The sequence below is a fragment of the Pseudomonas sp. NPDC089554 genome, from assembly GCF_050280645.1.
Taxonomy (GTDB): domain Bacteria; phylum Pseudomonadota; class Gammaproteobacteria; order Pseudomonadales; family Pseudomonadaceae; genus Aquipseudomonas.
On record NZ_JBNNVR010000061.1, the window covers coordinates 16,524 to 33,549 of the forward strand.

At 64.0% G+C, this 17,026-nt stretch carries 16 protein-coding genes and 2 pseudogenes; 8 read left to right on the forward strand and 10 right to left on the reverse strand.

Annotated elements, in window-relative coordinates:
- Positions 1–2: 2 nt before the first annotated feature.
- Together exbB and ACQKPE_RS17645 are read right to left on the reverse strand one after the other, a co-directional pair.
- Positions 3–974, reverse strand: a complete 972-nt coding sequence (gene exbB, locus ACQKPE_RS17640; protein WP_427667828.1) for a tonB-system energizer ExbB — start codon at positions 972–974, stop codon at positions 3–5.
- 149 nt (positions 975–1,123) lie between these two features.
- Entirely contained in the window at positions 1,124–2,062 is a 939-nt protein-coding gene (locus ACQKPE_RS17645) for a LysR family transcriptional regulator (RefSeq protein WP_427667830.1), read from the reverse strand.
- Positions 2,063–2,309: 247 nt separating this feature from the next.
- Here ACQKPE_RS17645 and ACQKPE_RS17650 point away from each other — a divergent pair, with 247 nt between their 5' ends.
- The 4 genes from ACQKPE_RS17650 to ACQKPE_RS17665 all read left to right on the forward strand — a co-directional run bounded on the left by ACQKPE_RS17650 (position 2,310) and on the right by ACQKPE_RS17665 (position 5,617).
- Entirely contained in the window at positions 2,310–2,756 is a 447-nt protein-coding gene (locus ACQKPE_RS17650) for a VOC family protein (RefSeq protein ID WP_427667831.1), read from the forward strand.
- Between the two features lie 5 nt (positions 2,757–2,761).
- Positions 2,762–3,430, forward strand: a complete 669-nt coding sequence (locus ACQKPE_RS17655) for an SDR family NAD(P)-dependent oxidoreductase (protein WP_427667833.1) — start codon at positions 2,762–2,764, stop codon at positions 3,428–3,430.
- Between the two features lie 83 nt (positions 3,431–3,513).
- On the forward strand, positions 3,514–4,686 hold the full coding sequence (locus ACQKPE_RS17660; RefSeq protein ID WP_427667835.1) for an L-dopachrome tautomerase-related protein: 1,173 nt from the start codon (positions 3,514–3,516) through the stop codon (positions 4,684–4,686).
- Positions 4,687–4,762: 76 nt separating this feature from the next.
- The gene (locus ACQKPE_RS17665; protein ID WP_427667837.1) at positions 4,763–5,617 is read left to right on the forward strand and encodes an SDR family oxidoreductase; all 855 of its coding nucleotides are present in this window, start codon (positions 4,763–4,765) and stop codon (positions 5,615–5,617) included.
- Positions 5,618–5,659: 42 nt separating this feature from the next.
- On the opposite strand, the gene ACQKPE_RS17670 is transcribed toward ACQKPE_RS17665, so the two are convergent.
- The 5 genes and pseudogenes from ACQKPE_RS17670 to ACQKPE_RS17690 all read right to left on the reverse strand — a co-directional run bounded on the left by ACQKPE_RS17670 (position 5,660) and on the right by ACQKPE_RS17690 (position 10,285).
- Positions 5,660–6,391 carry a hypothetical protein gene (locus tag ACQKPE_RS17670; protein WP_427667838.1) on the reverse strand — a complete coding sequence of 244 codons (732 nt, stop codon included), beginning with the start codon at positions 6,389–6,391 and terminating at the stop codon, positions 5,660–5,662.
- Positions 6,392–6,445: 54 nt separating this feature from the next.
- Positions 6,446–6,826 carry a RidA family protein gene (locus tag ACQKPE_RS17675; protein ID WP_375098558.1) on the reverse strand — a complete coding sequence of 127 codons (381 nt, stop codon included), beginning with the start codon at positions 6,824–6,826 and terminating at the stop codon, positions 6,446–6,448.
- A gap of 24 nt (positions 6,827–6,850) precedes the next feature.
- Positions 6,851–8,958: pseudogene (gene spoT / locus ACQKPE_RS17680) on the reverse strand (bifunctional GTP diphosphokinase/guanosine-3',5'-bis pyrophosphate 3'-pyrophosphohydrolase).
- A 59-nt stretch (positions 8,959–9,017) separates the two neighbouring features.
- A complete protein-coding gene (gene rpoZ, locus ACQKPE_RS17685; RefSeq protein WP_008091595.1) occupies positions 9,018–9,281 on the reverse strand; it encodes a DNA-directed RNA polymerase subunit omega in 264 nt (87 codons plus the stop codon).
- 128 nt (positions 9,282–9,409) lie between these two features.
- Positions 9,410–10,285 carry a LysR family transcriptional regulator gene (locus tag ACQKPE_RS17690; RefSeq protein WP_427667840.1) on the reverse strand — a complete coding sequence of 292 codons (876 nt, stop codon included), beginning with the start codon at positions 10,283–10,285 and terminating at the stop codon, positions 9,410–9,412.
- A 205-nt stretch (positions 10,286–10,490) separates the two neighbouring features.
- Here ACQKPE_RS17690 and ACQKPE_RS17695 point away from each other — a divergent pair, with 205 nt between their 5' ends.
- Entirely contained in the window at positions 10,491–11,873 is a 1,383-nt protein-coding gene (locus tag ACQKPE_RS17695) for a glutamine synthetase family protein (RefSeq protein ID WP_427667842.1), read from the forward strand.
- Positions 11,874–12,088: 215 nt separating this feature from the next.
- Entirely contained in the window at positions 12,089–13,633 is a 1,545-nt protein-coding gene (locus ACQKPE_RS17700; protein WP_427667843.1) for an APC family permease, read from the forward strand.
- Positions 13,634–13,739: 106 nt separating this feature from the next.
- Here ACQKPE_RS17700 and gmk read toward each other — a convergent pair whose 3' ends face one another.
- Both gmk and ACQKPE_RS17710 read right to left on the reverse strand, forming a co-directional pair.
- Positions 13,740–14,360 carry a guanylate kinase gene (gmk, locus tag ACQKPE_RS17705; protein WP_427667845.1) on the reverse strand — a complete coding sequence of 207 codons (621 nt, stop codon included), beginning with the start codon at positions 14,358–14,360 and terminating at the stop codon, positions 13,740–13,742.
- A gap of 13 nt (positions 14,361–14,373) precedes the next feature.
- Complete coding sequence (locus ACQKPE_RS17710) at positions 14,374–15,237, reverse strand: YicC/YloC family endoribonuclease (RefSeq protein ID WP_427667847.1); 864 nt, start codon at positions 15,235–15,237, stop codon at positions 14,374–14,376.
- Positions 15,238–15,462: 225 nt separating this feature from the next.
- On the opposite strand from ACQKPE_RS17710, the gene rph reads away from it, so the two are divergent.
- Positions 15,463–16,185: a ribonuclease PH gene (rph, locus tag ACQKPE_RS17715; RefSeq protein ID WP_427667849.1), complete on the forward strand. Its 723-nt coding sequence runs from the start codon at positions 15,463–15,465 to the stop codon at positions 16,183–16,185.
- Between the two features lie 24 nt (positions 16,186–16,209).
- Complete coding sequence (locus ACQKPE_RS17720; protein ID WP_427667851.1) at positions 16,210–16,578, forward strand: DUF4870 domain-containing protein; 369 nt, start codon at positions 16,210–16,212, stop codon at positions 16,576–16,578.
- A gap of 115 nt (positions 16,579–16,693) precedes the next feature.
- Here ACQKPE_RS17720 and ACQKPE_RS17725 read toward each other — a convergent pair.
- Positions 16,694–17,026 (reverse strand): annotated as a pseudogene (locus tag ACQKPE_RS17725) (exodeoxyribonuclease III); the annotation flags it as partial.

Sequence of the window (17,026 nt, forward strand, 5' to 3'; positions counted from 1 at the left end):
GCTTACCCCACTTTCACCATGTGCGGGGCGGCGCGTTCGCCAGCCTGGTGGTCCAGGTCACGGCTGACCAGCAGCAGTACCTGGGCCGATGCGTCGGACACCTGCGCCTTGTAGCCGGCGATGGAGCGGGCGAAGACGTTGTAGATGACCACGGCCGGAATCGCTGCGACCAGGCCCAGGGCGGTGGCCAGCAAGGCCTCGGCGATGCCGGGGGCGACCACGGCCAGGTTGGTGGTCTGGGTCTTGGCGATGCCGATGAAGCTGTTCATGATGCCCCACACGGTACCGAACAGGCCGACGAAGGGCGCGGTGGAGCCGATGGTGGCGAGCATGCCGGTGCCAGTGCTCATGCTGCGGCCGCTGGCGGCGACCAGGCGCTCCAGGCGGAAGCTGACGCGTTCCTTGATGCCTTCTTTCTCGCGGGTGTTGGCCGACAGGCGCATTTCCTCGAGGGCGTCATGCACCAGGGTGTGGGCCAGGGTGCCTTCCTTGTTGGTGACGTCGCTGGCTTCTTTGAGGCTGGCGGATTTCTTCAGCAAGGCGATTTCGCCGCGCAGGCGACGCTTGGCGCCCAGCAGCTCGAAGCCTTTGGCGATCCAGATGGTCCAGGTGATGATCGAGGCGATGACCAGGCCGATCATCACGGCCTTCACCACGATATCGGCGTTCTGGTACATGCCCCATGGGGACAGGTCATGGGCCATGCCCAGGGTGGTGTCCTCGACCAGCGCTTCGACGTTTTCGCCTACCGGGGCCTGTGCGTCCGCTGGAGCCGTGGCGTCGACGGCCGGCTGCTCGGTGCCTGGTGCTGCCGGAGTAGCTGGAGCAGCAGCGGCAGCAGGCGCGGTGGCGCCGTTGGCAGCGGGCTCTTCAGCCATGGCGGCCGGGGCCAGCACCAGGCTGAACAGCAGCGCGGCAATGGCGCGCCAAGCGCGCGACGTGGTTGGCGAAGCGGAAGGTTGAGTACGAGTCATGCTGGCCGGACCTGATGAAGAAAAGAAAGTAGTGTTCTCCACGGCCTCGAGGTGGGCCGAGAACTGACAGTGCGGCATTATTGCAAGTAATTCTTGTTAACAGAAGTAATAATGTTGCTTTTTTTCCTGACATCTTTGCCGTTGATCGTCTAGCCCACCTCGCCGAGGGTGCGCAGGAACTCGACGAATACCCGCAGCTTCCCCGACGTCATCGTGCGGGTCGGGTAGTAAAGATAGAAGGATTCCGACGGCGGGGAGTACGTTTCGAGCACCGGTATCAGCTCGCCTGTCTCGATGGCCGAGCGGGCGAACTGCTCGAATACATAGGCGAACCCGCACCCCTGCCGGGCGGCGCCGAGCACTGCGCGCATTTCGTCGAAGACCAGGCGGCCTGTCACATCGACGGTGATCGGCTGCTCATCGACCTGGAACACCCACTCGAAAAAGCGCTCGCCCGTGGACAGCCGCTGGCGGATGCAAGGGTGTTGCAGCAGATCCTGCGGGTATCGCGGGGTGGCATTCGCTGCCAGGTAGCTGGGCGAGGCTACCACCAGCCGCCGCTGTACGGGCCCGATCGGTACGGCCACCATGTCCTGGTGCAGCGCGTGGCCCAGGCGGATGCCGGCATCGAAGCCCGCGGCGACGATGTCGCTGAGCCGGTTGTCCAGCGACACTTCCAGGTTGATGTTTGGGTGTTGGGCAAGAAAACCGGCCAGGTGCGGCTCGATCAACGAGGCGTGGGCGACGAACGAGGCATTGATGCGCAGGTTGCCGTAGGGCTGGGTGAAGGTGTCGCTGACGCTGGTCACCGAGTGACGTATCTGCTCCAGCGCAGGTGCCAGCGTACTCAGCAACTGCGCCCCCGGCTCGCTGAGCGCGACGCTGCGCGTGGTGCGGTTGAACAAGCGCACGCCCAGCTGCGCCTCCAACTGTTTCACCGTCTTGGAAATGGCCGTTGGGGTGACCTCCAGCTCAGTGGCGGCACGGGCGAAATTCAGGTGTCGAGCCACGCATTCGAACGCCAGTAGTGACGGCAGGTGAATCGAGGCCGACCCGGCTTCCAGCGCTGTGGTTTTCCGGGTGCTCATCGTTTGATTGATTCCTCGTGGTTCATTGTTCATCAACAATAGCGGAGATTAAATCATTTATGTGCGGTGCTTATGCTTTGCCTACCGCCAGCGATGGGTTGGCGGCCACGGCAAACCAGGAGTTTGCACCATGTCTATCAAGCCATTCCGATTCCTCGCCCTGGTCGTTCTGGGGACGCTCGTGTCCCAAGTGGGCCTGGCGGGAAGCGCCCACGCCGCAACCGACAATGCAAAGAGGAGTTCCACCATGCCAGCCCAGAACACTGCCAGCCCGTTCGCCTCCATGAAAGGCCATCACGTTGCCGTGCGTGTGCCGGACTTCGAAGCCGCCAAGCGTTGGTACGTGGAAAAGCTCGATTTCCGCGTCATTCGTGAGTGGCCCTATGCCGACCAGCGTCTGGCCTATCTGGCCCCGGCCACTGACGACAACTTCTTCATCGAAATCCTCGGTGATGGCAACCCGCACCCGGTGCCCAAGCCGGTCTACCAAGACCTCGGCGACAGCCTGCGCCTGGCCGGCTACCACCACTACTGCCTGAACGTCGACGACATCGATGCCACCGTCGCCGAACTGCGTAAGCGTGGCGTCACCATCGTCACCGAACCCTTCGAGTTACCGGTGATCAAGCGCCGCCTGGCGTTCCTGGCCGACCCGTGGGGCAACCTCATCGAACTGGCAGAATTGCAGGAGTAAGGCCCATGGCTAAGAAAATGCTCATTCTGGGCGCTGGGCCGGGTATCGGCCTGGCTACCGCCCGGCAGTTCGGGCGCGAGGGCTATCATGTGGTGCTCGCGTCGCGAAACACCCAGCGCCTGAAGGGCCTGGTCGAGCAGTTGGAGGCTGAAGGCCTGTCGGCTTCGGTCGAGGCGGTGGATGTCAGCGACACGCAATCCATTTTCGAGCTGGTTCAGCGCATTGGCGACGACCTGCATGTACTGCACTACAACGCCGGTGTCCTGCACTACGACACGCAGGGGCAGTTGCTGGCGCGCCCGCTCGAGGCCGAGTCGCCTGCTTCGTTGGTCTCGGACACCCAGGTCAACCTGATAGGTGCGATGGCTGCCGTGCAGGCCGCATTGCCGCTGCTGTCGGGCAAGCCGGACAGCAGCGTGCTGCTCACCGGCGGAGGTTTCGGGGTAGAACCCTCGGGAGACTTCCTGACGCTCAGCGTCGGCAAGGCGGGCCTGCGCGCCTTGGCATTTGCCCTGTTCGGCCCGCTGAAACGCCAAGGGGTGCACGTGGCCACGGTCACTGTCGGCCGCCTGGTGGGGCCGGACTCGCCAGAGGCGACAGAGGTGGCGCAGGCATTCTGGCGCTTGCATTCGCAACCTGAGGGGCAATGGTCGAACGAGGCCATCTACGCCTAGGCCGCCGTTCGATACAGCAGCGCCTTGGATTCCTGAGGGGCAGGGCGCTGATGGCACCCATTACTTTGTGCGAAGGAGCGACCATGACGCGCTTTACCTCGACTACGCTCGCCGCTGGCGCAGCATTGCTGGTTGCTTTTGTTCAGCCTGCGCTACTAGGCCAGGGGCAGCCTTTGCCCACTGAGCAGAGCATTGGGGCACTCGAGCCGGTGTTCGCCTTCCACGACGCCATGCCGACCGGGGTGACGGTGTCTGCCCAGGGGCGCATCTTCGTCAATTTTCCGCGCTGGGGCGACGACGTTCCGGCGACCGTTGCCGAAATTCGCGACGGCAAGCTGGTGCCCTTTCCCGATGCCGCGACGAACCGCTTCGACCCCGCAAGCCCCGGTGCGACGCTGAGCAGCGTGCAAAGCGTGGTGGTCGACCCCGCCGATCGGCTGTGGATGCTCGACACCGCCTCGCCTTCCTTCGGCCCGCCGATTCCGGACGCAGCGAAGATGATGGCGGTCGACCTGGCGACCGGCGCGGTGGTCAAGCGCATCGTCTTCCCAGCCGATGTCGCGATTGCAACCAGCTACGTGAACGACGTTCGCTTCGACCTGCGCCATGGCAAGGCGGGGGTGGCCTACCTGACTGACTCTTCGCTCAGTGGCCCCGGTGGGATCATCGTCGTCGATCTCGACAGCGGGCAAAGCCGACGTGTGTTGAATGGGCATGTTTCGACGGATGTCGACCCGGCGTTCATCCCGGTGGTCGAGGGTGAGGTCATGTTGCTGCGCCCGACGTCTGGCAAGCGCCTGCCGTTTCGCGTGGCCGCCGATGGCATCGCGCTGTCGGCCGATGGCGAGACGCTGTATTACTCGCCGCTGTCCAGCCGACACCTGTATTCGGTGCCAACCGCGCTATTACGAGATCCGAAGGTCACGCCCGAGGTGCTGGCCGCTGCGGTCGTCGACCTGGGAGAAAAGGGTGCCTCCGATGGGCTGGAGGCCGATGACAAAGGGCGTGTCTACGTCACCGACTACGAACACAACGCGATCCGTCGTCGCGAAGTCGATGGCGCCTGGACGACGATTGCCCATGACCCGCGGCTGCTGTGGCCGGACACGCTCTCTGTAGCACGCGATGGGTTTATCTACGTCACCGCCAACCAGGTGCATCGCCAACCGGGCTTTCATGAAGGCGTCGACAAGCGGGTCAAACCCTACAGCCTGTTCCGTGTGCGTATCGATGCCGGGCCTGTGTCGCTCAAGTGACACTGCAAAAAACGCTTCGCTGTAGAGGCGAAACTGCCGCAGAATTTCTCATGGTCTTCGGCAATGGAGTTTCGTGATGTCGGGTTTATCGGCGTTGGTCGTCGGCTGTGGGGATGTCGGCGGTCGCCTGGCGCGTCGCCTGCTTGCGCAGGGCTGGCAGGTTTCGGGGTTGCGGCGTTCGATCGAGCAACTGCCCCAGGGCGTGAACCCGGTGGCGGCGGATTTGAGCGAGCCTGGCATACCGGCCACATGGCCTGAGCAGGCGCCGGACTACCTGGTGTACTGCGTGGCGGCCAGCCAGCACGACGAAGCCGGCTACCAGGCCGCCTACGTGCAGGGGCTGCGCAATGTGTTGGCGTGGCTTGCGCAGAAAGGCCAGCGTCCGCGTCGGCTGCTGTTCGTGTCCAGCAGCAGCGTGTATGCGCAGCAGGGCGGTGAATGGATCGAGGAAGATGCGCCAACCACGCCTGAAGGCTATTCGGGGCGGGTGATGCTCGAAGCCGAGCAGTTGGCACTGCACAGCGGCATTCCTGCGAGCGTGGTTCGCCTGACAGGCATCTATGGCCCAGGCCGCGAGTGGCTGCTCAGCCAGGTGCGCCAGGGCTACCGCGTTGCTGAAGAGCCGCCGCTGTATGGCAACCGCATCCATGCCGAGGATGCCGCCGGGCTGCTGGCGTTCCTGCTCCAGGCCGACGCCGATGGCGTGGCGCTGGACGACTGCTACATCGGCGTGGATGACGACCCTGCGCCACTGGCCGATGTGGTGGCCTGGTTGCGTGGGTACCTGGGCGTCACCGAATGGTCGGACGAGCAGCGCGTGCGGCGTACCGGCAGCAAGCGTTGCAGCAATGCCCGCGCACGGGCATTGGGCTGGGCGCCGCAGTATGCGAGTTACAAGGAAGGGTACGCGGCGATCTTGGCCGGCGCGTAACCTGTCGGTTCAGTGAGGCCGCTGTGACCAGCGGCCTCGTGATCAGTCCTTCTCCAGTACCCACTGCCGCGCGCCTGGCGCCAGCTGTGGCATCTCATCCGGCTGCGCGGTGTTCTGCGCCTGGAAGATTTCCAGCGTGTCGCCATCGCGCTTGAAAATCCACGGCGCACCGCGCTGGTCGCGCTCCAGCCACAGGCTGTCGTTGCCGGCGCCCATGGTCGCGCAATCGCCTGCCAGGCACAGGGCGTAGCGGTCCGGGCCGGGCAGGCCGCTGACCGTGCCGTTGTCGGTAAAGCGCACGACGGCGCCTTGGCCCTGGCCTTCGACGATTTTCCAGTCACCGCCCAGGTAGGCTTTGTACAAGGCTTTCTCGAAGGTGCTGCCCAGCGGCGTGTTGCTCGCAGGCTGCGGCTCGCTGCGCGCGAAGACCTGCTTGGTGCCGGATTGGCTGGTGGCCTCCAGTTCCTTGCCGTCGAGCGTCAGCTCCGCGCTCTGGCCACCGGCGAAGTTGGCTTGCCATTGGTCCTCTGACGCAACCAGGCTGCCGTCAGCGGCTTCGAAGCCATTGCTGTAGCTGGCTTGCTGGTTGGCGGTATCGATCTTCCATTCCAATACCGGGCCGTGCTCGCTCAGGGCCTGGCGCAGGCTGGTGCCCTTGGCGGCGGCATCGATGGCTTCCTGGTTGATCCAGGTGCCGTTGAAGTCTTCAGGTTTGTGGCTGGCGCAGCCGCCCAGTAGCAGGGCTGCCAGCGCGAGGGGCAGGGCATGACGCATAGTGGGGGAACCTTGGGGCAGAGAAGATGGCGGGCGCAGGGCCCGCCAGGGGCATCACTCGAGGACGAGGATGGCGTCCATTTCGACCTGCGCACCCTTGGGCAGGGCGGCAACGCCGATCGCGGCGCGGGCCGGGTAGGGCTGCTCGAAATAGCGACCCATGACCTCGTTGACCTTGGCGAAGTGGCTCAGGTCGGTGAGGAAGATGTTCAGCTTGACGATGTCCTTGAACGAACCGCCAGCGGCTTCGGCCACCGACTTGAGGTTCTCGAAGACCTGCACGGTCTGCGCCTCGAAGCCTTCGACCAGTTCCATGGTTTTCGGGTCCAGCGGGATCTGCCCCGACATGTACACGGTATTGCCAGCCTTGATCGCCTGGGAGTAGGTGCCGATGGCGGCGGGGGCCTTGTCGCTGTTGATAACGGTCTTGGTCATGTTGACTCCTTGCGGTTGACGGGACTACGCACGCATGCGGGTGATGCGGACCACGCCGGTCAAGGTGCGCAGCTTCTTGATCACGCGGGCCAGGTGCACGCGGTCGCGTACGCTGACCACCAGTTGGACCACGCTGACGCGACCGTCGCGTTCGTCCATGCTGATCTTCTCGATGTTGCCGTCGGCGGCATTCACGCTACTGGCCAGCAGGGCGATCAGGCCGCGCTGGTGCTCCAGCTCGACGCGCAGTTCGACGTTGAACTCGCCGGTGACATCCTTGGCCCAGGAAAGCTGTACGCACTTCTCTGGGTTATGGCGGATTTCACTGATGTTGCGACAGTCTTCCAGGTGCACGACCATGCCCTTGCCCGCCGACAGGTGGCCGACGATCGGGTCGCCCGGAATCGGCGTGCAGCACTTGGCATAGCTGAGCACCAGCCCTTCGGTACCGCGGATGGCCAGCGGGCCTTCGGGGCTTGGCAGTTGCTCGCCTTCGGTGGACAGCAGGCGCCGGGCGACCACGTAGGCCATGCGGTTGCCCAGGCCGATGTCTTCGAGCAGGTCTTCGACCAGCTCCAGGCGGTATTCGTCGAGGATCGACTGGATGCGCTCCTGGGGAATCTTTTCCAGGCTGCTGTCGAAACCGGTCAGCACCTTGTTCAGCAGGCGCTCGCCAAGGCTGATCGACTCGGAGCGGCGTTGTTGCTTGAGGGCATGGCGAATGTGCGTGCGCGCCTTGCCGGTGACCACGAAGTTCAGCCAGGCCGGGTTCGGGCGCGCGCCGGGGGCGCTGACGATCTCGACCGTCGAGCCGCTTTGCAGCGGTTCGGACAACGGCGCCAGGCGGCGGTTGATGCGGCAGGCGATGCAGCTGTTGCCGACATCGGTGTGCACCGCGTAGGCGAAGTCGACGGCCGTGGAGCCTTTGGGCAGCTCCATGATCCGGCCCTTGGGCGTGAACACGTAGACCTCGTCCGGGAACAGGTCGATCTTCACGCTTTCGATGAATTCCAGCGAGTTGCCGGCACGCTGCTGCAACTCGAGAATGCCCTTGACCCACTGGCGGGCGCGGGCGTGGCTGCCCTTGGGCTGCTCGTCTTCGTTGGACTTGTACAGCCAGTGCGCGGCGATGCCGTTGTTGGCCAGCTCCTCCATTTCGCGGGTGCGAATCTGGATTTCGATAGGCACGCCATGCATGCCGAACAACGTGGTGTGCAACGACTGGTAGCCGTTGGCCTTGGGGATCGCGATGTAGTCCTTGAAGCGCCCCGGCAGCGGCTTGTACAGGTTATGCACGGCGCCCAGCACGCGGTAGCAGGTGTCGACCTTGTCGACGACGATGCGGAAGGCGTACACATCCATGATCTCGTTGAAGGCGCGGCGCTTGCCGCGCATCTTCTTGTAGATGCCATAGAGGTGTTTCTGGCGGCCGCTGACCTCGCCCTCGATGCCGTCTGCAGACAGGCAGTTGACCAGCGAATGCTCGATCTTGGTGACGATTTCCTTGCGGTTGCCCCGTGCACTTTTTACCGCTCGGTTGATGAGCGAGGAGCGCATCGGGTGCATGGCCTTGAAGCCAAGGTCTTCGAACTCTACGCGCACCGTATGCATGCCCAGGCGGTTGGCGTGGGGACGTAGATTTCCAGGGTTTCCTTGGCGATGCGCCGACGCTTTTCGCCGGACAGCACTTCCAGGGTGCGCATGTTGTGCAGGCGGTCGGCCAGCTTGACCAGGATCACGCGAATATCGCGGGCCATGGCCATGGCCATTTTCTGGAAGTTCTCGGCGTGCGCCTCGGCCTTGGTCTCGAAGTTCATCTGGGTCAGCTTGCTGACCCCATCGACCAGCTCGGCGACGGTTTCGCCGAATTGCTGGCTCAAGGCTTCCTTGGCGATACCGGTGTCTTCGATCACGTCGTGCAGCATGGCAGCCATCAGGCTCTGATGGTCCATGTGCATGTCGGCGAGAATGCTGGCGACCGCCAGCGGGTGGGTCACGTAAGGCTCGCCGCTGCGGCGGCGCTGCCCGTCGTGGGCCTGTTCGGCGTAGAAGTAGGCCCGGCGGACCAGGTTGACCTGCTCGGGGCCTAGATAAGTCGACAGTCGTTCGGCGAGGGTTTCTATGCCCGGCATGGCTTCACCTCCAGCAGAGGCAGAGGGGCTTGTGCCGCACGACGTCGACTGGGCATGAATCAGACAGCCTCGTTGTTTTCGTCCTCGAACGCAGCGAACACCGGATCCTCGGTGACGATCTCTTCGGCGGCGATGAACTCAGGGGTGACGATGCCTTCGGCGATTTCACGCAGGGCAACGACGGTTGGCTTGTCGTTTTCCCATGCCACGCGCGGCTCTTTGCCGCCGGTGGCCAGCTGACGGGCGCGCTTGGTCGAGAGCATGACCAGCTCGAAGCGGTTATCCACGTGTTCCAGGCAGTCTTCAACAGTTACGCGGGCCATGGTCTTCCTCAGTAGCAAATGCGGTAGGCGTGCAGCCCTAAATGGGCAGGCGGACTCGATAGTTTAAAAAATCACCAGCCAATAGGGAAGGGTTGTTTTGTCGGGATGCAGCGCAACCGCCGACAAACTCAACGCGACATTGCCTCGCGCAAGCGTGGGGTCAGCTCCTCGAACAGCGTCTGTACCGAACGCAGGGCACGGCAATCCGGCCGGGTCAGCAGCCACAGCTGGGTGTCGCAGCCCGGCAACGCGCCGCTCAGCGCCTCGACACCCGCCAGCCCATGCACCATGTAGTCGGGCAGCGCGGCCACACCCATGCCGGTGCTCACCAGTTGGGCGATGGTCGACATGCCGCTGCACTGGTAGCGCGGGCTCAGGCCGGGGTGGTGCTGGTTGCGCCAGACCACGGTGGGGTGGTCCTGCATCGAGTCGTCCGGCGCGATCCACGGCAAGCTGCCGGGCGCCTCGGTCACGCGTTGGCGAAACTCGGGAAGCCCGCAGATCACGTAGGAGGTCGAGCCCAGGCAGCGGCCCACCAGGTGTTCCGGCGGCGTGTTGGTCAGGCGCAGGGCGATGTCGGCGTCGCGGCGGCTGAGGTTGGCGAAGGTGTTGGAGGTGCCCATTTCCAGCGACAGTGCCGGGTAGTTCGGCATGAAACCCGCCAGGGCTGGCAGCAGCAGGCTGTGCATCACCGCCTCGGTGCAGGTCAGGCGCACCGTGCCACTCACTACCTGCTCGCCGCTGGTCAGTGCGATGCGCGCCGCGTCCAGCGCCTGTTCGGCGCGCTCGGCCTGCTCGGCCAGGGCCTGGGCGGTGTCGGTGGGCAGGTAGCCTTTGCGGCTCTTGACGAACAGCGCGGTGCCCAGCGACGACTCCAGGCGGCGGATCGAGCGGAATACCGTGGAAACATCGACCTTGAGCAGTTCGGCGGCCTTGGCCAGGGAGCGACCACGCTCCAGCGCGAGCACGAGAGAGAGGTCGGCGTGGTTGATCTGATATTGCATGGATGCACGCTCTGCTTGCCGAAATGCCAATGTCTGTTGCGTGAAAGCCCACTTTATAGTGGAAAAGGCCTACAGGAAGCAATGCGTCCAGTCAGGCAGATTCCCCACGATGGGACAGTGAAAAGAACAACAGCAGCAACCATCGTCGCCCTCGAGGCGTCAGCCGTATCCCACATCGCCGCTTCGAAGCAAAGGATGTACAGCCATGACGTCGGTCTCCCCGTGCGCCAGCTCCTCCCGCGAGATGAATGACTTCCTGGACGCCCACCCGGATACCCAGTTCGTCGACCTCCTGATTTCCGACATGAACGGCGTGGTGCGCGGCAAGCGTATCGAGCGGGCCAGCCTGCACAAGGTCTACGAGAAAGGCATCAACCTGCCGGCCTCGCTGTTCGCCCTGGACATCAACGGCTCGACCGTTGAAAGCACCGGCCTGGGCCTGGACATCGGCGATGCCGACCGCATCTGTCATCCGATTCCTGGGACCTTGTGCGATGAGCCTTGGCAGAAACGCCCCACCGCGCAGCTGCTGATGACCATGCACGAGCTGGACGGCGAACCGTTCTTCGCCGACCCACGCGAAGTGCTGCGCCAGGTGGTGGCCAGGTTCGACGCGCTGGGCCTTCAGGTGTGCGCGGCGTTCGAGCTGGAGTTCTACCTGATCGACCAGGACAACCTCAACGGCCGCCCGCAGCCGCCGCGCTCGCCGATTTCCGGCAAGCGCCCGCAGTCGACCCAGGTGTACCTGATCGACGACCTCGACGAATACGCCGACTGCCTGCAAGACATGCTCGAAGCGGCCAAGGAGCAAGGCCTGCCGGCCGATGCCATCGTCAAGGAAAGCGCCCCGGCGCAGTTCGAGGTGAACCTGCACCATGTGGCAGACCCGCTCAAGGCGTGCGACTACGCGATCCTGCTCAAGCGCCTGGTCAAGAACATCGCCTACGACCATGAAATGGACTCCACCTTCATGGCCAAGCCCTACCCAGGCCAGGCGGGCAATGGCCTGCACGTGCATATCTCGCTGCTGGACAAGCACACCGGCAAGAACATCTTCACCAGCGACGACCCGCTGCAAAGCGAGGCCCTGCGCCACGCCATCGGCGGTGCGCTGCAAACCATGCCGGCATCGATGGCCTTCCTTTGCCCGAACGTCAACTCGTACCGCCGTTTCGGCGCCCAGTTCTACGTGCCGAACGCCCCGAGCTGGGGCCTGGACAACCGCACCGTGGCCCTGCGCGTACCGACCGACAGCCGCGAAAACGTGCGTATCGAGCACCGCGTGGCCGGTGCCGATGCCAACCCTTACCTGATGCTCGCGGCCATTCTTGCCGGCATTCATCACGGCTTGGTCAACAAGGTCGAGCCGGACGCGCCGATCGAGGGCAATGCCTACGAGCAACTGGAACAGAGCCTGCCGAACAACCTGCGCGATGCACTGCGCGCGCTGGACGACAGCGAGGTGCTGAACCAGTACATCAGCCCGGACTACATCGACATCTTCGTGGCCTGCAAGGAAAGCGAGCTGGCCGAGTTCGAGGTGTCCATTTCCGACCTCGAATACAACTGGTACCTGCACACGGTGTAGGTCGTTTCACGCGAAGGTGTCGTTCTTTCGCCTTTTGGCTGATTTGCCTTCAAATGTCCTTGCGCATCATTACAATGGCGCCCCCAAACGTCGATGGCAGCGTGTAACCCGCGGGTACCGGAGAAGTGCCCGGCAGCAAGCTTTCAATGAGTGAAAGCGGCCTTTCTCGGAAGGCCTGTGAAAAAACAATACCAATAGCAACGGCACGATTACTCATGAGCGAATACACAGAAGCCGGCCGCCCACCCGATGTGGCGGCCGACTCGGGCAACACCAAGGGTGCCAGCAAAGGCTTGGCCAAGGGCCGCCTGGGCCTGCTGGCCAGCGTGGTACTGGGCATCTCCACCATCGCCCCGGTCTATACCCTGACCGGCGCCCTCGGCCCTACGGTGCGTGAAGTCGGCGCACACCTGCCAGCGGTATTCATCGTCGGCTTCCTGCCGATGCTGCTGGTTGCCCTCGGTTACCGTGAGCTGAACTCGGCGGAGCCGGACAGCGGCACGTCCTTTACCTGGTCGGCGCGCGCCTTCGGGCCGATGATCGGCTGGATCGGCGGCTGGGGGCTGGTGGTCGCCACCACCATCGTGCTGTCGAACCTGGCCGGCGTGGCCGTCGATTTCTTCTACCTGTTCCTTGGGCAGATCACCGGCCACCACGAGCTGGCCAGGCTGGCCGACAACTTGTTGATCAACATCACCACCTGCTGCGCGTTCATCGCCCTGGCGGTGTGGATCTGTTGCCGGGGCATGAGCACCACCATGAGCGTGCAGTACGGCCTGGTGGCCTTGCAGCTGTTGGTGCTGATCGGCTTTGGCTTTGCGGCCTTCGGCGAAACCACCGCGCCGCCGCCGCTGGCGTTCGATTTCGCCTGGTTCAACCCGTTCGGCGTCGAGTCGTTCTCGGCATTCGCGGCGGGCCTGTCGCTGTCGATCTTCATCTTCTGGGGCTGGGACGTGTGCCTGACCGTGAGCGAAGAGTCCATCGGCAGCGATGAAGTGCCGGGCAAGGCGGCCACCTGGACGGTGCTGCTGATTCTAGGCATCTACCTGTTCACCGCTATCGCCACCTTGCAGTTCGCGGGTGTCAGCGACATAGGCCTGGGCCTGGGCAACCCAGATATCCAGGAGAACGTCTTCGCTCACCTGGCCGGCCCGGTAATGGGGCCGCTGGCGATCCTGATGTCGATCGCGGTGCTGGCCAGTACTGCGGCGTCGTTGCAGTCGACCTTCGTATCGCCGGCGCGCACCCTGCTTGCCATGGGCTACTACGGCGCCGTGCCGCAGCGCTTCGCCAGCGTCTGCCCGCGCTCGCAGACGCCACGCTATGCGACCATCTGCGCAGGCATCGCGGCAGGCCTGTTCTACGTGACCATGCGGACCCTGAGCGAGAACGTGCTGGCCGACACCATCACCGCATTGGGCATGATGATCTGCTTCTACTATTCGCTGACCGCGTTCGCCTGCGTGTGGTACTTCCGCCGCAGCCTGTTCGACAGCCTGCGGCACTTCCTGATGCGTGGCCTGTGCCCGCTGGCAGGTGGGGCGATCCTATCGGTGATTTTCGTGCGCACGGCCATCGACAGTGCCTCGCCCGATTTCGGCAGCGGCTCGCATGTGGGGGGGCTGGGGTTGGTGTTCGTGATCGCGGCGATCATCTCGGTGCTGGGGATCGTGCTGATGATGCTGTCGCGGCTGCGGGCGCCTGCGTATTTCCTGGGGGCTACCTTGCGCCAGCAGGCGAACTTGCAGTTGCAGGATTGATTGCAGGGGGCCGCTACGCGCCCCATTCGCGGGCAAGCCCGCTCCTACAGGATGGTTGTGATCCCTGTAGGAGCGGGCTTGCCCGCGAATAGCCTCGGCTCGGTCTTCAGCCGACCAACTGCTTGAGCAGCGCCCCATGGCGCTGCTGCTGCGTCTTGAGCAGCAGGCGGTTGGCACGGAACACCGACTTCAGGTCTTGCAGCGCATCGGCGAAGTCGTCATTGATGATGACGTAATCGTATTCGTCGTAGTGCACCATCTCTGTGACCGCTTCTTTCATGCGCCCAGCGATGATTTCCTCGCTGTCTTGCCCGCGGTTGTCCAGGCGATGACGCAGGGCCTCCTGGCTTGGCGGCAGGATGAAGATCGATAGCGCCTCGGGCATCAACTCGCGCACCTGCTGGGCACCTTGCCAGTCGATTTCCAGGATCAGGTCGATGCCCTGGTCGAGGGTTTGCTGCAACGCGCTGCGCGAGGTGCCGTAGAAGTTGCCGAATACCTCGGCGTGTTCGAGGAAGTCGCCTTTCTCGATCAGCGCCTTGAATTGCTCGTGGGCCACGAAGTGGTAGTTCACCCCGTTCTCTTCGCCCGGACGCATGTTGCGGGTGGTGTGGGACACCGAGACGCGTACGTGCTTGTCATCTTGGGTCAGAGCCGTGACCAAGCTGGTCTTGCCCGCGCCGGACGGGGCGGAAACGATGTAGAGGGTGCCGCTGCTGTGGTTCATGGTGGGGTTGGCCTTACTCGATGTTCTGTACTTGTTCACGCATCTGCTCGATCAACACCTTCAGGTTGACCGCCGCTTGCGTGCTGCGTGGGTCGAAGGCTTTGGAGCCCAGGGTGTTGGCTTCGCGGTTGAGTTCCTGCATCAGGAAATCCAGGCGCCGGCCTGCGGCGCCGCCGGACTTGAGCACCCGGCGTACTTCGTTGACGTGAGTGCTGAGGCGGTCGAGTTCCTCGGCCACGTCGCTTTTCTGCGCCAGCAGTACCATTTCCTGTTCCAGGCGCTGCGGGTCGAGCTCGGCTTGCAGGTCGGCGAAGCGGTCGAGGATGCGCTGGCGCTGGGCGGCCAGCATCTGTGGCACCAGGGCGCGCAGGGTGGTGACTTCGTGAGTCATCGCATCCAGGCGTTCGTTGATCAGACGGGCCAGTTCCTGGCCTTCGCGCTGGCGCCCGGCCTTGAGCTCGGCCAGCGCTTCGTCGAACAGCGCAATGGCCTCGGCGTTGAGCGCCTGTGGGTCGGCTGCATCGGCCACCAGCACGCCTGGCCAGGCCAGGACTTCCAGCGGGTTGAGGGGGGCTGGTTGCTGGATCAGCCCGGCCACGGTCTCGGCGGCGGCCACCAGCTGCGCAGCGCGCTCGCGGTCGACCTGCAACGGCTTGCCGGTGCTCTCGTCGGCCAGGCGCAGGGTGCATTCGACCTTGCCGCGCGAAATGCCTTGGCGCAGGCCTTCACGCACCGCGCCTTCGAGGTCGCGCAGGGCTTCGGGCAGGCGCAGGTGGGGTTCGAGATAGCGATGGTTGACCGAGCGCAGTTCCCAGGCCAGGGTGCCTTGGCTGCCGGCGCGTTCGACGCGCGCGAAAGCGGTCATGCTGTGCACCATGGGGAGTACCTCGCGTATTCGGGTGAACGGGGAAGCCTTTCGGCTGCAAGGCGCAGGATTGTAGCGCAGTGCGGGCTTGGCGCCCAATCAGGCCATCTTACAAAGCCCCGCGCGGGTGAGTAGGAAAAGACGACGGGCTACCGGCCCGCGACGATAGGCATGTCTTCCCCGGACGCCCGGCTCTATAATGCTCGGCAGATTCAAGTCCCGGTACAGGTATTCCAGATGAAACGTCCAAGTGGTCGCGCCGCCGATCAGCTCCGCTCGATCCGCCTCACCCGCAACTACACCAAGCACGCCGAAGGGTCGGTGCTGGTGGAGTTCGGCGACACCAAGGTTATCTGCACGGTCAGCGTCGAGAACGGTGTTCCGCGCTTCCTCAAAGGGCAGGGCCAGGGTTGGTTGACCGCCGAGTACGGCATGCTGCCGCGCTCCACTGGCGAGCGTAACCAGCGCGAGGCCAGCCGTGGCAAGCAGGGTGGCCGTACCCTGGAAATCCAGCGCCTGATCGGCCGCTCGCTGCGCGCTGCGCTGGACATGAGCAAGCTGGGCGACATCACCCTGTACGTCGACTGCGACGTGATCCAGGCCGATGGCGGCACCCGTACTGCGTCCATCACCGGTGCCATGGTGGCGCTGGTCGATGCCCTGCGGGTCATCAAGAAACGTGGCGGCCTGAAAGGCGGCGACCCGCTCAAGCACATGATCGCCGCTGTTTCGGTGGGCATGTACCAAGGTGAAGCGGTGCTCGACCTCGACTACCTGGAAGACTCCGCTGCCGAAACCGACCTGAACGTGGTCATGACCAGCGCCGGCGGTTTCATCGAAGTGCAGGGCACCGCCGAGGGCGCGCCGTTCCAGCCGGAAGACTTCAACGCCATGCTGGCGCTGGCGCAGAAAGGCATGAGTGAGATCTTCGACCTGCAACAGGCGGCACTCGCCGACTGATTGTCCGCCAAGGAGGCATGCCCCATGAGCGACCCGAACCTGCCCAGCGAAGTGCCCCGTGCCGAGGTGCGGCAATGGGCGATGTTCTGCCACTTCAGTGCATTGCTCGGCTTGGTCGTGCCGCTCGGGCACCTGCTGGGGCCGGTGGTGATGTGGGTGTGGAAGCGTGAGCTCGACCCCTTTGTCGACGCCCAGGGCAAGGAAGCGCTGAACTTCCAGATCAACGTGACCATCGCCGGGTTCATCAGCTTCATGCTGATGTTCCTGGTGATCGGGTTCGTGCTGTTCGCCGTGCTGGCGGTTGCGGTGCTGATCCTGATCGTGTTGGCGGGGGTGCGGGCCAACGAAGGGAAGGCGTATCGCTACCCCTGGATCTGGCGACCGATCAAATAACATTTGGGGCCGCTTCGCAGCCCTTTCTCAGCGCAAGACCACTGTCACAGGTGCATGTGAAACCTGTAGCAGTGGCCTTGTGTCGTGAAAGGGGCGCGAAGCGGCCCCATTGCATTCAGATGGTCAACGTCCAGTCGTAGTCGACGATCAGCGGCGCATGCTGCGAGAAGCGTGGCTGGCGCGGCAGGCGGGCGTTGCGCACGAAGCGGCGCAGGCCCTGGGTGAGGATCTGGTAGTCGAACCGGTAGCCCAGGTTGAGCATCTCGGCTTGTTCGTTGTCCGGCCACCAGCTGTACTGGTCGCCTTCACGGCTGACTTCGCGCAGGGCGTCGACGTAACCCATCTCGCCAATGATCGCGTCCATCCAGGCGCGCTCGGGCGGCAGGAAACCTGGCGACTGTTGAGGTTCTCGCGAATACCGCTGAACATCTGCCGTGGCAGGGTCGCC

Excerpts from the sequence above, each read along its gene's own strand:
- exbB (WP_427667828.1), bottom strand. The coding sequence starts at position 974 with ATGACTCGTACTCAACCTTCCGCTTCGCCAACCACGTCGCGCGCTTGG.
- ACQKPE_RS17645 (WP_427667830.1), bottom strand. The coding sequence starts at position 2,062 with ATGAGCACCCGGAAAACCACAGCGCTGGAAGCCGGGTCGGCCTCGATT.
- ACQKPE_RS17650 (WP_427667831.1), top strand. The coding sequence starts at position 2,310 with ATGCCAGCCCAGAACACTGCCAGCCCGTTCGCCTCCATGAAAGGCCAT.
- ACQKPE_RS17655 (WP_427667833.1), top strand. The coding sequence starts at position 2,762 with ATGGCTAAGAAAATGCTCATTCTGGGCGCTGGGCCGGGTATCGGCCTG.
- ACQKPE_RS17660 (WP_427667835.1), top strand. The coding sequence starts at position 3,514 with ATGACGCGCTTTACCTCGACTACGCTCGCCGCTGGCGCAGCATTGCTG.
- ACQKPE_RS17665 (WP_427667837.1), top strand. The coding sequence starts at position 4,763 with ATGTCGGGTTTATCGGCGTTGGTCGTCGGCTGTGGGGATGTCGGCGGT.
- ACQKPE_RS17670 (WP_427667838.1), bottom strand. The coding sequence starts at position 6,391 with ATGCGTCATGCCCTGCCCCTCGCGCTGGCAGCCCTGCTACTGGGCGGC.
- ACQKPE_RS17675 (WP_375098558.1), bottom strand. The coding sequence starts at position 6,826 with ATGACCAAGACCGTTATCAACAGCGACAAGGCCCCCGCCGCCATCGGC.
- rpoZ (WP_008091595.1), bottom strand. The coding sequence starts at position 9,281 with ATGGCCCGCGTAACTGTTGAAGACTGCCTGGAACACGTGGATAACCGC.
- ACQKPE_RS17690 (WP_427667840.1), bottom strand. The coding sequence starts at position 10,285 with ATGCAATATCAGATCAACCACGCCGACCTCTCTCTCGTGCTCGCGCTG.
- ACQKPE_RS17695 (WP_427667842.1), top strand. The coding sequence starts at position 10,491 with ATGACGTCGGTCTCCCCGTGCGCCAGCTCCTCCCGCGAGATGAATGAC.
- ACQKPE_RS17700 (WP_427667843.1), top strand. The coding sequence starts at position 12,089 with ATGAGCGAATACACAGAAGCCGGCCGCCCACCCGATGTGGCGGCCGAC.
- gmk (WP_427667845.1), bottom strand. The coding sequence starts at position 14,360 with ATGAACCACAGCAGCGGCACCCTCTACATCGTTTCCGCCCCGTCCGGC.
- ACQKPE_RS17710 (WP_427667847.1), bottom strand. The coding sequence starts at position 15,237 with ATGGTGCACAGCATGACCGCTTTCGCGCGCGTCGAACGCGCCGGCAGC.
- rph (WP_427667849.1), top strand. The coding sequence starts at position 15,463 with ATGAAACGTCCAAGTGGTCGCGCCGCCGATCAGCTCCGCTCGATCCGC.
- ACQKPE_RS17720 (WP_427667851.1), top strand. The coding sequence starts at position 16,210 with ATGAGCGACCCGAACCTGCCCAGCGAAGTGCCCCGTGCCGAGGTGCGG.